General features: G+C 66.3%; 5 protein-coding genes. All 5 read left to right on the plus strand.

The features are described 5' to 3' along the window. Positions 1 to 445: 445 nt before the first annotated feature. The 5 genes from U5640_RS11850 to U5640_RS11870 all read left to right on the plus strand — a co-directional run bounded on the left by U5640_RS11850 (position 446) and on the right by U5640_RS11870 (position 17,212). The gene (locus U5640_RS11850; protein ID WP_340375767.1) at positions 446 to 3,355 is read left to right on the plus strand and encodes an AAA family ATPase; all 2,910 of its coding nucleotides are present in this window, start codon (positions 446 to 448) and stop codon (positions 3,353 to 3,355) included. A gap of 142 nt (positions 3,356 to 3,497) precedes the next feature. Next, positions 3,498 to 5,564 (plus strand): hypothetical protein, encoded by a 2,067-nt coding sequence (locus U5640_RS11855; protein WP_340375768.1) that lies wholly within the window; start codon positions 3,498 to 3,500, stop codon positions 5,562 to 5,564. Between the two features lie 136 nt (positions 5,565 to 5,700). Beyond that, positions 5,701 to 9,747, plus strand: coding sequence for a type IV secretory system conjugative DNA transfer family protein (locus tag U5640_RS11860; protein WP_340375769.1), 4,047 nt, complete (start codon positions 5,701 to 5,703; stop codon positions 9,745 to 9,747). A 177-nt stretch (positions 9,748 to 9,924) separates the two neighbouring features. Beyond that, positions 9,925 to 15,471, plus strand: a complete 5,547-nt coding sequence (locus U5640_RS11865) for a hypothetical protein (RefSeq protein WP_340375770.1) — start codon at positions 9,925 to 9,927, stop codon at positions 15,469 to 15,471. Positions 15,472 to 15,538: 67 nt separating this feature from the next. Beyond that, positions 15,539 to 17,212 carry a hypothetical protein gene (locus tag U5640_RS11870; RefSeq protein WP_340375771.1) on the plus strand — a complete coding sequence of 558 codons (1,674 nt, stop codon included), beginning with the start codon at positions 15,539 to 15,541 and terminating at the stop codon, positions 17,210 to 17,212. Positions 17,213 to 17,225: the final 13 nt, after the last annotated feature.

The raw sequence follows: 17,225 nt of genomic DNA on the forward strand, positions 1-17,225 counted from the left end.
TATCCGTCGGCGCCGGCATCAGGCGAGCCGGGATCGCAGTTCAACCCGGTGGTGCGTGAGCGCCAGCCGCAGACTCGGCAGGGGGCGGCTCCTGCCCCCGGGATGATCACCTCCGCGGACACGCCGAAGGCTTCACTCTCGTTCGGCGCGGACCTGGTCGGACGCATGGGCGCGGTGGTGGGCAAGGCCGGCACGGAGGCGAGCAACGAGGCCCGCCAGCGAGCGCTTCAACCACCAGTTCGAGCAGCCCCCGACGCCGGAGGGCAACGAGTCCGAATACGGTGGGTGAGCGACCCGCGACCAGTGCACGGAACGAAAGGGCCCCGGAGTGGACTCCGGGGCCTTTCACATTACCCATTCAATGCCCTATCGAATGCGACTCATGATAGGATTTCGACTGATTTTCCAGTTGAATCCTCAGTCCAGTCGAGAGGTCTTGCGCGGCATGTTCCACGAGGCACAGCTCGATGAGCGCTACCCACTCCTGTCCAAGCTCTCGGAGCCACTGAAGAAGGCCGAGCGCGACATCGTCGGCCGTGAGCACGAGACGATGCAGCTACTGGCCTCGATGAGCCGCCCCGAGCTGTGCAATGCGCTTCTGCTGGCCGAAGCCGGAACGGGCAAGACCGCATTGGTCCAGGCCACGATGCTCATGGATCCGGATCGCCTCTATCTCGAAGCGGATCCGGCACGCATGATCTCCGAGGCGGGCAACGCCGAGAACATGGCCGCGATGCTCAAGGGCCTCTTCGACGAGGCTGAGCGCTTCGTCAAGGACGAAGCGCACGAACTGGTCCTTTTCATCGACGAGTTCCACCAGATCATCCAGCTCTCCGACGCCGCCGTCGAGGCGATCAAGCCGGTCCTCGCCGCCTCGGGGACCCGTGGCATCAGGATCATCGCGGCGACGACCTACGAGGAGTTCCACCAGCACATTTCGTCGAACCAGCCGCTTGTCGAGCGCTTGCAGCGCATCAACCTCAACCCGCCGGGCCAGGAGACGACGATCACCATCCTCAAGGGGATGGCCGAGCGCTACGGGGTGGCCGACGAGTTCTACGACGACCACATCTTCCGGCAGATCTACGAGTACACCCAGCGCTACATGCCGGCCAGCGCCCAGCCGCGCAAGTCCATCCTCGTGCTCGACTCCATGGTCGGCTGGCACCGGTTCACTCATCGGCCGATGGACCGGGACCTGCTCTCGGATGTACTCCAGGAGTCCCTCGGCGTCAATGTGGCCTTCAAGGTCGACGGCGCAAAGATCAAGCAGCAACTGGACACGAAGGTGTTCAGCCAGGACCTGGCGACACGTGCGGTGGCGAGACGGCTGCAGCTGTCGGTGGCGGACCTGAACGACAAGGGAAAGCCGATGGCGAGCCTGCTGTTCACGGGCTCCACGGGCGTCGGCAAGCTCTGCGTCGATTCGACGCGTGTTCCAGTCTATTCGTGGGACGGCACGGTTGCGTGGAAGCGTCATGGGGATCTGGTTCCCGGGGACTTCGTGTTCGGTCGTCACGGTCGACCGATCGAGGTGCTCGGCCACTTCCCGCAGGGCATGCAGGACGTCTACCAGGTCACGCTGTGGGATGGCCGCACGCTCGACGTCGGCGGTCCGCACCTGTGGACGGTCTACACGGCTAAGCAGCGCTCCAACAAGCACGCCGGCAAGGACGTGGAGCCGGTGACGTTGACGACCTTGGAGATGCTCGAGCGTGGCGTGGTGCGCACGTACGCCGGGGACCCGCGCGAGCACCTCAAGTTCTTCATTCCCGCCAACGAGGCGGTCGAATGGCCCGAGCAGAACTTGGGGGTCGACCCTTACGTCCTCGGTGTGCTCATTGGCAACGGGTGCCTTACGGAGTCGCAGCTGACGCTGTCCTCGGCCGCGGACGACGCGGATCAGACCGTGTGGACGGTCGGCGAGTGGCTGGGGTCGGAGCCGAAGCAGGCAGGCAACGGCTACAGCTGGCACTTCCCGGCCGGATGGGCGCATCCCAATGGCCGGGGCGAGGCTCTGCACCAGACGAAGGACGTTCTGGCTTCCGTCCCGGAACTCGTGGGCACCTACTCCGCTGACCGCCGTATCCCGGAGGCGTACAAGCACGCCTCGGTCAAGCAGCGCTGGGCGTTGGTGCGGGGCCTGTTCGATACCGATGGGACTATCGACGGCACGTCTGGGCGCTTCAACGTGTCGTACTCGACCGTTTCGAAGGACCTGGCCGAGGATCTGCAGGACGTGCTCTTCTCGCTCGGCGTCTCGAACTCTCTGAAGACATGGCGGCGGACCAAGGAGGATCGTCGCGAGCTGGTCGAGTACAACGTCCACGTCAAGGTGGGCAACGCGGACAAGGTGCAGTTCTTCGAGCTCCCGCGCAAGCGTGAGATCGCTGCGCGGGCGGCGCGAGAGACGTCGGGGCGCGAGCGCGTGAAGAAGTTCGACATGGTGGGCGTCAAGTCGATCGAGAAGCTGCCGGAGCAGCAGAGCTCGTCGTGCATCTACGTCAACGACGAGGAGCACCTCTACCAGGCTGGTCAGTTCGTGGTCACGCACAACACGGAGCTCACGAAGCAGCTGGCACGACTGCTGTTCGGTGACGACCAGCGGCACCTGATCCGATTCGACATGACGGAGTACGCCGAGGACTCGTCGTTCGCGGCGTTCCGTTCCGAGCTCACCAAGCGCGTGTGGGACCTCTCCCACGCCGTGCTGCTTTTCGACGAGGTCGAGAAGGCCTCGGCGATGGTCACGCGCGTACTACTGCAGGTGCTCGACGACGGCCGGCTCAACGACGACAACAACCGCGAGGTGAGCTTCCTCAACACCTACATCGTGCTGACGACGAACGCGGGCTCGGAGATTTACAAGGACATCGCGCAGTACGCGGCGGACGACACCGGGTCGGGCAAGCAGCTGCTGGAGTACGAGAAGCTCATCCGCCGCTCTGTCTCCTCGACGACGGGCGACAACCGGTTTCCGCCCGAGCTGCTGGGCCGTATCGACGCGATCGTGCCTTTCCAGCCGCTGTCGCTGCCGACGCAGCAAAAGATCGTGCGGAAGAAGCTGCGCCAGATGGTGCAGGAGGTGTTCGTCAAGCACAACGTGCGGGTCGACGTCGATGCGAGGGTCCTGCAGTACCTCATCGAGGACAAGGGCGACACTGACTCTGATGCCGGCGGTGCGCGTGCGGCTGTGGCGAAGCTGACCGACGAGGTCACCACCGCGGTGGCGACGTTCCTCAACGAGCACCCCTCGGAACGACGGATCCGCATCGACGTCGTCGGCGACCTGGTCAGTGACGACAAGAACCTGCTGAGTTCCGACGCCTACGTCGAGGTCAGCGCGGTGCGATGAACCGGTCGAGGACAGCGGGAACGAGTCGACTCGTGCACCAATAACCATTCCATGCCCTATGATTGCCCACTCTGATAGGGCGGCGATAAGATACTCATAAATCAGGCGAACTGTGTTGAATTAGCGAAGGGATCGAGCGTCAATGGGCATTCTGGGAGCGGTAGCGGTCAGCCAGAAGAAGGAACGGAAGAAGAAGCCCGACGAGCTTCTGGCCTCCGTGGTGAGAGAGACGGCGATCCCGGCGGCGGTCGAGCTGCTGCGGTCGAACACGCGGTTCGTCTTTCCCAGCGGTACGGCCTGGGTGATGCTCGTGCTCGCAGCCGACGAGATCGGCGGCTTGAGCAAGCGGCACGGCCGGGACGAGGCGAAGGGCTCGATCATCGAGCTCATCAGCTCCGACCAGATCCGCACGGTGGCCACGGCGGAGATGCTCGAAGAGGAGGTCTTCGGCATCATCCCCACCGACGAGACTCTCGCGCGCATGGAGGAGTACTCGCTGCTCACCGGTGCCACCTACGCCTGGGCCGTCGTGTGGCAGAAGCCCAGCGGCGACCTGCTCGTCGATCTGGTGAACGATGCGACCTTCGCGCAGGCGCGCTTTGTCGCTGCAGGTACCACGAGCCTCGAAGAAGCCGTGGGCAAGAAGGCATGGGAAGAGCACAGCGGCCTGGCCGCCGAGGCTGGAGCCACTGCCCCCGCGGTCCTCGGGGAGGACGAGGGCGATGCGATCTTCGACGAGATCCCCGGTGTCGAGGGGGCTGACGAGGGCCTGGACGACGAGCCGCTCTTCAGCGACGTCGTCGACGCGGATGAAGGGGCGGACGCACCCATGTTCGACGAGGACGCCGCAGGTATCGACGACGCGGGCACCGTCCCGGTCGAGTCGGCGCCGGACTACGACGGCGACGAGGTGGCCGGCTACGAGGGCTTCGACGAGACCGACGCCGGCTACGGCGTCGAGGGCGACTACCAGGAGGCCGGCGACACTGTGCTGCTGGCCGATCAGGCCCAGGTGCGCGACGTCATCGCCCGTCGGTTCCTCTCCGAGGAGCTGGACCTGGACGTCCGGCTCGATGAGTTCAACGCGACCTTCGCCATCGGCGCGCCGGTCGTGCAGATCGCTGTGCCCGAGGGCGCGACGGAGTGGTTCGGGGACCAGGTCGCCCAGCTCAACCGGCAGGCCAACGCAGACCTGATGCAGCTCCGTTCCGCGCATGAGGATGAGCTGCGTGCGCTCTACGTCAACCTCATGTCGGCGCACACCGAGCAGGTCATCCGCGATGTGGCCACCGACCGCGCGGGCTCCCGGTACAAGCTGCTGAAGGACGCCGCCGAGGCCGAGCACCAGCAGCGGCAGACGGAGAAGGATGAGAAGATCCGGGCCCGCCGGGCGGAGATCGCCAAGGACTACGAGTCGCAGGCCTCCAAGGTGGCCCAGCAGGCGGCGCTCTCGGCGGAACTGCAGTACAAGGAGCGCAACCGCTCGAAGATGGAGCGCGAGCAGATCGACTCCGTCGCCGAGATCGAGCGGGACATCGAGGATACCCACGCGCACAACCAGCAGGAGATCCTGCGGGTCCGGCGTTCGGACGCGACGCTGAAGATGCAGACCGGGCAGACGCGGATCTTTGAGGTGCTGGCCGAGCGGCAGTCGGAGTACCTGGCGGCCGAGGAAGAGCGCCTGAACCAGTGGAAGTCCGAGATTCAGCGGATCGTCGACGACAACCGCAAGGCCGACATCGCCCAGTCCGAGGCGCTGGCCGAGCACCTGCGGACCACGGACGAGATCGGCGTCCTGCGCCGGGAGCAGCAGGACCTCCTGGAGTCGGTGCGCTCTGAGCACGCCGACCGGATCCGCCGGATGGAGGACGAACTCGAACGCAACCGCAAGGACGCCATCACGCAGATGACGGCTCGGGACGCCGAGTGGCAGCACAACCTCGACCTGGAGAAGGAGAAGACCAACTCCCAGGTGGCGCGGGTCACTGACCTGCTCCAGCAGCTGTCGACGGTCGAGGATTCAGTGGCCAGGCGGTATGAGGTGCGCCTGGCGGAGATGCAGGCCGACAAGGAGTCCTACGCCAACGAGCTGGCTCGGGCCTCCGAGATGCAGAGCCGCTCGAACAAGATCCTCGTCGTCATGATCGTCACGCTCTCGCTTCTGATGGGCGTGGCCGGCTTCATCGTCGGGGTGGTCTTGACCCGTTGAGCGGACCGGTCATGACCGACGGGGTGATCTGACGGCGCATGGGGCGCGTTCCCCATGCGCCGTCGTCGTCTGCGCAGGCAGGCGCACTGGACAGCAGGACAGCAGAACGAGCGAGGCTCGAGAGTAAGGGATCACGATGGCCACGAACAGGCGGAAGGCGGCACGGCCGAAGGCGAGCAGCTGGGACAAGATCTCGGCGCGGACGCCCGGCGAGACGCTGACGAACCGAGACGTCTACGACAACCAGCAGCTGGACCGCAGCAAGTTCCTGACCCTGAGGTCGACCAGACCGGGCGTCGTCGTCGCGGTGATTACCGGCGTGCTGGTGACGATCGTCGCCTGGGTCTTCTACTCGCTCATCGCCACGGCGGTGCTCTCGGTGGGCACGTCCGTGGGTTCGGGTGTGCCCGGCAACGGCGCCGGCAAGCCGAGCGCGTACTACGTCCAGGACACCACGACGGGTGCGGGCGGCTCGGTCGTGAAGTGCTACCGGCCCCTGACCAAGGACGGCAACCCGGACGTGAAGGCGAAGTGCTACCCCAGCGCTGAGGCTGTTCCGGTCCCCAGCTGGTACACCGCGGCGAAGGACGGCAAGCCCAGCGCCGAGAGGCCGGCTGAGCCGGAGAAGAGCGCGACGACGGTCGGCGAGCAGCTGGCCGACGTCTCGGGGTTCAAGCTTTTCATCACGCTCGGCTCGGGTCTGATGGTCACCCTCATCATCGGCACGTGGTTCTCGCGGAAGGTCGCCGCGGCGAACCTGATGAACACCACGAGCGACATCAACCAGTACCAGAACGACCAGCACATCTCCCTGCCGGAAGAGATCCAGCAGAACTACGACTGGTTCCCCGACGCCGGTGCTCACTCAAGCGTGCAGGTCAGCTCGATGCTCAGCCACATGATGCTCAAGAAGAAGGGCCTGGGCACCGTCGAGGTCGCCCAGCGCGCCAAGAAGGACGTCATCGATGAGGAGGGGAACCTCGTCTATTACGCCGGCGAGGTCATGGACGACGACGAGGGCAATCCGCTGACGCAGACTCTGCCGATCATCGACGAAGACTTCGGCGACGAGCTGTTCGAGGCATCCGGGCTCCCCGATGACAAGACCCTGCGGCAGAAGTACGACCCTGCGCGGGTCCCGTACAACCCTGACGGCAAGAACCGGGACAAGCTCGGCTTCGGGTCGCATACGTACAAGACCGTCGCTGACCTGATCAAGGAGGACTGGACGTTCCCGGCGTACGAGGTCCAGCGCCCGGCCGGGGCGTACGTGGTCGATACCGCGCCGGTGAACACCATGGTGCTGGCCATCACCCGAGCCGGTAAGGGCCAGACGTACATCGAGCCGATCATCGACATGTGGTCGCGGGAGAAGAAGCCCTCGAACATGGTCATCAACGACCCCAAGGGCGAGTTGTTGGTGAAGAACTACGTGCCCCTGGTCACACGCGGGTTCGAGCCGGTGCAGTTCAACCTGATCAACCCCATGAAGACCGACATCTACAACATCCTGGGGCTGGCGGCCGACGCGGCGCGTGAGGGCAGCTTCACCAAGTGCGCGCTGTACGTGGAGAACATCGCCGGGATCTTCTTTCCGCTCGACGGCGGCGAGGACCCGGTCTGGCCCAATGCCGCCAACAACGCCTTCAAGCGCGCGGCCTACGGACTCATCGACTTCTACCTGGAGGAGGAACGGGAGCTGCGCAGCGGCGCAGCCGTGCTGAATATGGACCCGGCACTGCTGGAGCAGAAGCTCGATGACCTCTGGGGCAAGGTCACGCTCTACAACTGCTACCAGCTCTTCGTGCAGATGAGCTCGAAGAAGATCAAGAACCCTGAGGCCGAGCTGGAGAAGCGGGTCAAGGCCGGCGAGTTCGAGAACAACGAGGACGCCCTGGCCGAGGAGCAGGAGAAGGCGGCGGCCCAGGCCTTCATGTGGGAGGGCAAGGCCGATCAGGACATGCTCAGCCTGTACTTCAACGCGAGCGAGGAGCTGCCCCGCAACAACATGCGCACGCTGGTGGGCAACGCCCACAACGCGCTGCGCTCGATGGCCGGCGCGGAGAAGATGCTGGCCTCGGTGTACGGCATCGCGATCACCGCCATGTCGTTCTTCACCGACCCCACGATCTCGACGCTGACCTCGGGCAAGCCCTCGCAGAACACCGACCTGGCCGGCCTGAGCTTCCCGCGTCGCCTCGGCGTGCGCTTCGCCCCGAACTACGTCAAGCGCGACCACCTCGTCGGTCAGCAGGCCGTGTGGTCGGCCTACGCGGACCCGATGTTCACCGAGAACCTGGGTGAGGACTTCGAGCACGAGGAGATCGTCGGCCGCGAGGGTTGGGCCCGGTACAACTTCAAGGGCAAGTTCCCTGGCGACGAGGCCTGGCTCAAGCTGGAGCTGGTCAACCCGCAGACGAAGATGCTGGTGCGGACCTTCTACTTCAGCTTCACGAAGAACTACCAGGTCTCGCTCAACGGCCGGCACTACGTGGTCGAGCCGGTGACGGGCAAGAAGATCGTGAAGAACGGCGTGATGCGTGAGCTGAAGCCGGTGCGTGAGGGCGGCAACCGGGACGGGAAGATCCTGTCCTTCCAGGCCGGGGACACGCTCTACCCGGACACGCGACTCGACTTCTCCGGCGGCGGCAACCCGGAGAAGGTCTCGTATCAGGCACGGGCGATCACGCAGACGCTGTCGCGCTACTCGGAGTCCCCGAAGGCGCTGTTCCTGGTGACTCCGCCTCACCTGATGAAGTACGCGAAGCTGATCCTGATCTTGGTCAAGCAGCTGTTTGACGTGAGCGCCGACCAGGCGTACATGACGAAGTCGAACCAGAAGCCGCTCTACCGCACGCGGTTCATGCTCGACGAGCTCGGCAACCTGCAGTCGGAGGGCAAGGGCATCGACGGCTTCGAGACGATGCTCTCCATCGGCCTGGGCCAGGAGCAGCAGTTCACGCTCATCCTGCAGACCCTGCAGCAGCTGCGCGACGTCTACGGCGAGAGCGTCGACAAGATCGTGCAGGGCAACACCTCGAACATCGTCTTCTTGAAGTCCACGGACGATTCGATGATCGAGACGCTGGAGAAGATGAGCGGCAAGACGCACCGGTCGTACAGGGACAGCAAGCAGATCAGCCAGGATCTCGACAAGGTCATCGGCGGCAAGACCGAGGGCCGGGTCTCCTACACGATGAACACCAAGGAGGAGCCGCTGATCAGCTACAACGACATGGCCTTCCTCTCGCCGCGCAACTCGATCGTCTTCCGGGCCGGCGATGCGCCGATCTGGAACCGCAACCAGACGATCCTGCCGATGTCGTTCCGGCTGCTGGGGAACACGATCAAGCACCCGGGGCACACGTACTCGCTGCAGACGATCCCGACGCTGTCCAGTGCCATGGACTTCGACGTGCGGATGAACCAGCCGGACTTCGTGAAGATGCTGGAGAAGCGCATGCGGCAGGCGGTCAAGGCCGCGGACGCGAAGGCGCAGTACAAGGAGATCTACGGCTACCAGGCGGTCGACATCGAGCGCCTGGACCCGGATGTCTACGCCGACGAGGTCATGGAGGTCATCACGACGATGACCACGGTCGACGAGGGCCAGGACCCCAACGCCCCGGTGGTCGTCGACCCCGACGAGTACGAGGGGATGAGCATGTTCGACGAGGACCAGTTCATCGAGAACGTCGAGGTCGGGGTTGCGGTCGCCGAGAGTCAGGCGGTCAGCGCCGAGCGGCAGCGTCTGCTCTACGCCGAGGGAACGATCAGCAAGGAGATGCTGGTCAACCCCGACGGCTCGGCGAAGGTCAAGAGCCTGGACATCGAGATCGGTGAGGCCTACAAGTCGGCGCAGACCGAGTTGGAACAGGATCGCGAGCACTTCTCGGTCGGCGGCGACGGCGAGCTGCGCAGCGCCGACGGGTCTCAGACGTACATCAGCCAGATCCGCTCGGACGCGTACGCCCATGCGGCCCGCCGGATCAACGGCCATGTGAACGACGAGGACTCGCGGGTGTTCGCGGAGGAGGACGTCACCGAGGAGGACCTGAAGTCCCTGGCGACAGTGAAGGTCCACTCGGCCTTCTACCAGTACCTGGCCTCACTGCCGAGCTGGGAGGTGCTGGCCGACGGCCGGTTCGACCGGGCCATGGCCATCGAGATGAACTCGAAGTAGCCGACGGCCACTTGGGGGCCAGCCCAGGGTCACGACCAGTGCCGAGGTCGTCTCTCGACTAAGGGAGACCGCCTCGGCACTGACCTTTCCGAATAGCCTCTCATCTCCTTTCGATAAGCGGGGTAAGCTCTATACATACTTATGTAACCCCGAGCGTCCACAGGAGGCTGATTGGCCATGAAGAAGGCACACGGACTGCGCAGGTACTTCTACGAGTACGTCTACTACAAGGCAGTCGAGCAGGCCCGGGATCAAACCGGACAGGTCATTCCGATCTCCCAGGCCAAAGCGATCCGAGCCCGGGTCGACGAGATCCTCGGCCAGCGGGGCACCGCGCTGGCCGACCCGCGGCTGGGCGTCACGGACTGCCTCACCGCCATCGACCAGGCATTCGCGGAGAAGGTATCCGACTACGAGCCGCAGTTCGGAGACCACTCCCCACAGAACGAGCGCTACCAGCAGTCGCAGCGGGAGTTCACCCGTGCCACCGGCGTCGGTGTCCAGGCCGACCCGAAGTCGGCCCGACTGCCGATCAGCCCCTACGACCCCGACTGGTCCGAACGCGCGACCGTGAAGCGCGCCGGGACCGCGCTGGTGTACCTGCCGGACGAGACGATCGGACGCGTGGCCGGCGGCGAGGTGGAGACCCTGGCCGATCCCCGGCGCGGGAACATGGTGCTCTGGCGCATCGACGACGAGGGCAAGCCTTTCGAGGCCGGCCGAGCGATGACGAACGATGACGCCGCTGGGCTCACCGCGCTGATGGACAAGATGAGCCAGCAGGAGTACGACCAGGTGCGCGAGTGGGTCGTCGACGGCGGCCGGGATCCCCAGACGAACCGTGTCGACCGCAACCGCTTCATGTCGCGGCGCGCCGTGGCACGCTCGGCAGCACTGCTCGAAGAGCTGAAGGCCCAGGGCGTGTCCTACGAGGTGATGCGCGACCGCGAGCCGGGGCAGATCAAGGCGAGGATCGCCGGAACCGGCATGGAGATCCGTCTCACCGACACGCGCCAGGAGGAGTACGCCGGAGCCCGGATCTATGACAACGGCACCGTGCTGCGCTACTCGACGAACTACCGGGTCCCCGGCGGCATGGCGGTCTACTCCCCCTCGCCGGCGGAGGCCGTTCAGCTGCTGCGCTTCGCCCAGGGCCACCGCGTCGAGCGCACTGATCTGCCAGGGCACGCCGCCGGGGAGACCGGCACGACGCACCAGGAGCGCGGCCGTGGCCGCGCGGTGGTGGATGTGCCCGACAGCTACCACGTCGACCGGGAGTCGATGTTCGTGGTCGGCGACTACGTGGCGCCCGGCGAGTCCGGTCCCCGGCCCGGGTCGAAGGTGATGCTGCGCCGGGACGCGAAGAACCGCTCCCTGCCGGCCTTCTTCGTCGACGCCGAGCCCGCTGAGGCCTACGCGAAGGCCGCCGTCGAGAGCGCGCGGGAGAATCTGCAGGCAGCTCTTGGCGTCGAAGACCTCATCGCTCGTGCTGAGGCCGAGCTGGAGCGAACCGGCGGACAGCTGGATGCGATCGAGCCGCCGGAGTACTCGGCTGACTCTGAGGTCGCTGCGATCCAGCGCTCCTACTGGGACGTGCTCACCGGCGCGCACAGCGATCTGCTGCGCCCGGGTGCGACCGAAGAGATGTACCAGGAACGGCTGGAGGAGATCGGCGAGTTGCAGGCCGACGGGGTGCCCGAGATGGGCAACCTCGTCTACGGCGGCACCGCCGTCGAGAAGGTGCGGCAGCACGCCGAGGACGTCCCCTTCGAACTCATCGGGACCTGGGAGGCGGAGCCCCACGACGTCGACGGCGAGTGGGTCGATCAGCGCTTCAACCCGGACCGGGTGGCGCGGTACATGACCAGCCCCACCGGGCAGTGGTCGAACCTCGACAACCTCGCCTCGGCGCTGCGTCGTTGCGGGATCTCCCCTGACGAGATGATGGGCTCGACCTTCCAGACGACCCGGTTCAAGGACCGGCTCGTCCGCTTCGACGCCGAGCGCTCCGTGCCGATCGCCGATCACGAATCTGCGTTCATGCGGCGCATTGGGGCCACCGTGCGCGAGAGCATCGAGCGCAACGCGGCGACGGTCTCCGAGATCCTGGTCGACGAGCAGGGCGTCATCCGCTGGAGCGGCGAGAAGCTGCGCCGTGACGGCAAGGGGACTCCGATCTCGGGTGAGATCGGCCAGGTCTTCGATGTCGGCGAGTACGGCGAGATCGCCACCGCCTTCGCCAGCGGGGAGAACGCTCTGGTCGTGCCGGGCTACGAGGCCACGATCACGGCCCAGACTCCGGGCGAGGCTCCGACCTCGGTCGAGGAACGCACGCGCCTGCGCGGCTACGAGCAGCTCATGCACGAGCGCATCCAGTACCAGATCGCCGGCGACCTCATCGCCGGGCGCAGCGAGACCGGCGAGCCCTCCTCGCTCAACACGGTCTACTCGCAGCTGTACGGCACGAAGCACCCGATCGACTTCATCGAGCGCGCCACCATGTACCAGCTCGACGAGTCCACCGGCGAGATCAAGAAGCACGTGGACGGGTGGACGGCCGCGATCCTGCAGACCGAGGCGCGCCGTGTGCGCTACTCCAACGAAATCAAGGCCGGCTCGACGGTCTACGCCGAGTACCGGGCCCAGCGCGACCGAACTGACCCCGCTGACGACAACCGCTTTGACGCCTGGCGGCTCACCGGCGGGCGGAACATGACGGTGCTCACCGGCAAGGACCGGAACAACGTCGCTGCGCCCAGCGGCTACTTCGACCCGGTGATGACTGGAGGCGCGACCAACCAGGGCATCGTGCGGTACCTCACCACTCAGGCCCAGGTCGACGCCGACGGAAGGATCGTGCCGGGCGACGAGAGCGTGGCCGGGCGGCGTGCGCCGCTCATGGCTCTCCCCGAACTCGAGACGCTGCGGTACGACCCGTTCGACCGCCAGCAGATGACAGCATCGACGATCATGCAATCTTCTGAGGTCACCGCGCCAGCGAAGACGGCGCTGATGACCTTCGGCGGCTGGACGGCTGATGACCCGATCGTGGTGTCGAAGGAGTTCGCCGAGCGTCACCGCATCCGCGGGGCCGGCGGCCAGGAGCGCGATCTCGTCGTGGGCGACAAGATCTCGGATCTGCACGGCAACAAGGGCGTGATCTCGCTGATCGTCGACCGGGACATGCCGCTGCAGGACGCGCAGGAGCAGGATGTCGTCGAAGAGGTCAACTGGTTTAGGGCCAACCCGGGCCTGGACGTGGTGATGAGCCCGTTCAGCCTGATCTCCCGGCGCAACGCGGGCTCGGCGCGCGAGCTGATGAGCGGGAACGTCTCCGACCTGCGCTCCCCCAACGGAGAACTGCGGCCGAGTGCCCTGGGCGAGATGCGCTTCGTGGTCACCCACATGGCCGTCGACGAGAAGACGAAGATCTACGACGACGAGCAGGTGCGTGCCGGCAAGGGCCGTAAGGCCTCCTCGCAGCTGGCCTGGGCGCTGCAGTCTCAGGACTGCCCGGCGATCATGCGCGAGTTCTACGGCCACAACAGCGGGGCCGAGTCGAACCTGCGCGAGTACCTGCTGGTGACCGGCATGGACATGGAGGCTGACGGCACGCTGCGGGTGGTCGGCCAGGCCGAGGACCTCGACGAGCGCCCCGAGCGCCGGTTCATCCCGATGCCCGAGCTGCTGCGCACTCAGCCGCGCAAGGAGGGCCAGCTCCCGGGACTGAACACCACGGCGATGCGCAAGTCCTTCGGCGATCTCATCGGCGACCGCGGCGGCGACATGGAGATCCCGTTCCCGCTCACGTATCCGACCGGTGAGCAGACCGAGACGGTGAGCGCGAACTCGTGGAAGCTGCCGGTGATGTCCTCGCATCTGCGCAGTGGCCAGGAGTTCGAGGACGGGTCCTCCGTCACGCACGACTACACCCGCAGCTACCAGGACGTCTTCGTCGAGGCCTGCCGCTACCGCTACATGACCGAGCAGCTGGACGGCCAGGGTCTGTCCGCGGAGAAGCGCGCCGAGGTGCGTCGCGGCATGAGCGAATCGGTCTCGCGCGCTCAGCGCGCCTTCGAGGCGATCACGACCGACGTGCAGAACCGGGTACTCACGGGCAAGAACAACATCTTCAAGACCGGGCTGATGGCCTCGCGGCTCACCGACTCGGCGACGATGGTGTGGACTGCGGACCCGCGGCTGGACGTCGACCAGGTTGCGCTCAGCTCGGTCAAGGCCGAGCAGCTGGGGCTGACCGAGGGCGACCACGCCCTGGTATGGCGTGACCCGGTGCTCCGTGACGCCGGCGTGCGCTACATGCGGGTCGCGATCGACGACCGGCTCACCGGTGCCGCGATCAACCCCGTGATGGACGCCTGCTTCGACGGCGACTTCGACGGCGACGCGGTCGCCGTGGTGAAGCTGCACAGCGAGGCCGCCAAGGCGGAAGCCCTGGCAAAGCTCTCGGTGCCGGCCAACCTGCTGGACACCGGCGTGGTCAAGAGCGACGGCTCGCACCCGCTGGCCATGCAGGTCTCGCTGGACACCCAGGTCGCGCTCTCCAAGGACGCCGGACTGGCCGATGAGCTGGAGAGCTCGCGGAGCGAGGCGAACCGGCTCAGGCTGCAGGCGCTCACGGGCGCAGAGTCGCCTGAGGACATCAAGCTCGGCCAGCAGGTCGTGACGGAGGAGCTGAGCGCGCTGTACCGCCATGCGCAGCGCGGCGAGTTTGGCGCGGCACTGACGTTCTCTGATCGTGAGGCGCACCTGCGGAGCGTGCGCGAGGTCTGCGTCGAGACCGGTGCCAAGGGCAGCGTGAAGAAGCTCACCGACTACGCCCGGAACCTGGGCGATGCGCAGGGCACGCCCGGCATCACGCAGGCCGACCAGGAAGCTTCGATGTTCGCCACGGCGATCAAGGCCCACGGCACCGGCCTGGGCGGCTCGTTCAGCCAGCGCGCCGTGCGCGCGCTGCGCGGCGAAGACCTCAAGGCCGTCCTGGAGGTCACCTACCCGGTGACCCAGTCGATCCTGCAGGCCAAGCACGACGCCGCCGAGGCCCGGCACAAGTACGAGATGCTCCAGGGCCCAGGCCGCGAGCTCTGGAGGGGCCGCAGCATCGAGCACGTCGGCCCCGGTCAGTGGCGCACGGCGTTCCTCGACGGTGAGCCCGTCCAGGCCACGGCCGAGGAGTGGGAGAAGCAGTTCATCGAGTTCTACGAGTCCAAGGAGGGCTTCGGCGTCACGGTCAACCCGGACTACGTGGCCCGCGTGGCCAGTGCGCTGGAGGACCCGAAAACCGGGCTTATCCGCAACCTCGAAGAGGACCCGTCGCTGGCCGGCACCGTGATGGACCGGATGGCCTACGGCGGTGACTTCAACGCGCTCGTGCAGGCGGCCAAGAACCGTGAGAGCGTCTACGACGGCGAGAAGAACGAGCAGTTCGCGTCCTCGGGGACCCGGAAGGCCCGGGCGGAGATGTCCAGGCAGCTCGATCAGCTGGGCTCCGCCGAGGCGCACAGCCTGGACAGCGCTGCGACAGCCGTCGATAACTCGGTGGTCAAGCGCGACGTGATCTCTCAGGACGCAGGGGCCTCCCGCACCCGCGGCTCGCATCGCCGCTCTGCGCATGCCGTGGGCGTGGGCGCGTCGCGCCCGGTCTACACGCCGAGCATCGAGATCGATCAGCCGCAGAGCGACGACGACTACGGGATGGGGCGCTGAGATGGCACAGCACAAGGAACTGGGAACGGGACCCGCGGGCCGCCGGCGCGCGACCAAGGAGCTTCCGGTGGACGACGATCGGCAGCAGGCGGACGAGCCTCAGGGCAACGCGCACGCCTACGGGGACTCGCGTTCGGACGAGCCGATCGACGCCGAGGTGATCGACGAGCCCGGACCGGAGGACGCAGACGGTTCGCGCGCCTGGCGCGAGCGGCTCCGGGACCGCACCCGCGGGTTCTTCGGCGCGAAGACCCAGGAGCGGATGGCCGACCGCGAGCGCGTGCGCTGGATCGACGTCGACCGGGCCGAGGACGCGAGCGAGGACCTGGACCAGCGCGAGCAGCTGCTCAAGCTCCGGGCGGAGACGCGGCTGGCCGGCGAGAAGTACATGGCCTCGCTGCGGGACTCGAAGCTGCTGGTGCCCGGCTTCAACGACGAGGAGCGGGCGCAGGAGCTCGGCGTCATGCACCACGTCTACATGCAGATGATGATGCAGTCATGTCTCAAGCCGCTCTCGCGCGGAGTGAATGCCAACTCGATCATCCAGGCCGTCGGCATGGTGATGGCGATGCGGATGCTTGCCCCGGACTTCAAGAAGGAGATGGACAGCTACCTCCAGCCCCTCAAGGACAAGATCCAGGAGCGCATCGACACCAGAACGCGCGGTATGGTCGCCTCTGCCGAGAGCGGCATCGCGCACCGGCAGAGGATCTTCAAGGACGTGCCGAGCGACGCCCGGCGCGAGCGCCTCATCGGCAGCACCGATCCGCGTGATTACCTGACGAAGAAGTGGCGCAAGCGCTTCGACGCCATGCAGCACCGTGACCGCGGTCACCGGGAGATGTTCACGCCGGACTCGGCAGCCATGACCGAGGTCGCGCTCATGGAGAACGCCTTCTGGAAGATGCGTGAGCCGGGCGCGGATGCCGGCCTGATCCGCGACAGCTACCGGGCGATGCGCAAGCGGCTGCACGAGCAGATGGGTGAAGACGGCCTGGAGCGACAGGAGGTCGTCCAGCGCGCGCGGATGATCATCGGCGAGCGGATGGAGTACGAGCCCGAGCTGCGCACGATGTTCAACGGCGTGGCCCACGGCCGGATCGTCAAGGCCCCTGCGCACGAGGAGCGGATCGCGGGCTCGGACCGGGTCCGCACGGTCTGGAGCGGGGAGTTCGACGACCAGCTGGGCCAGCGTCTGCCTGAGGACGGGATGTTCACGCTGCGCCGGCCCATGGACGCGGACGCCCACCAGGTCCAGCTCGCCGAGACGATGAAGACCTCGATGCTCGACGCGCTGGGCCGCGGCGATCAGGAGGGCTACGGGGGCAACATGCTGGGCTACCTGGTCGGCTTCGCGGCGCAGAAGCAGGGCTTGGACACCAGCGGGCTGCCCGACATGCTCCAGCACCGCCTGGACCAGTCCGAGGTGATGATCGCGAGCATGGACATCGACGGCCTGCCGCCCGAGGAGCAGCAGCGGGTCTATTCCAACGCCTACGTCGACGCGATGGAGGCGGTGAACGAGAAGTACCCGGATCTCGAAGCCGAGCTGAAGCGGAGCCTCGGAGAGAACTGGCAGCAGACGCTGCAGACGGCGGTCAACGACCCGGGCGCCTTCTTTGAGGAGCAGCGGCTCAAGCCGCGGTCGCGCCCTTCGGGCCCGTCGGCCGAGCGGGAGGCCGGCCCGCAAAACGAGAGCCCGAACGCTAAGGCCGATGCCGAGGACTACCAGCCCGCCTGAGGGCGATCCGAGA

This window comes from Streptomyces sp. SS7 (genome assembly GCF_037993025.1).
GTDB lineage: Bacteria > Actinomycetota > Actinomycetes > Streptomycetales > Streptomycetaceae > Streptomyces.

Coding starts and splice junctions, on each gene's coding strand:
- U5640_RS11850 (WP_340375767.1), top strand. CDS start 446: ATGTTCCACGAGGCACAGCTCGATGAGCGCTACCCACTCCTGTCCAAG.
- U5640_RS11855 (WP_340375768.1), top strand. CDS start 3,498: ATGGGCATTCTGGGAGCGGTAGCGGTCAGCCAGAAGAAGGAACGGAAG.
- U5640_RS11860 (WP_340375769.1), top strand. CDS start 5,701: ATGGCCACGAACAGGCGGAAGGCGGCACGGCCGAAGGCGAGCAGCTGG.
- U5640_RS11865 (WP_340375770.1), top strand. CDS start 9,925: ATGAAGAAGGCACACGGACTGCGCAGGTACTTCTACGAGTACGTCTAC.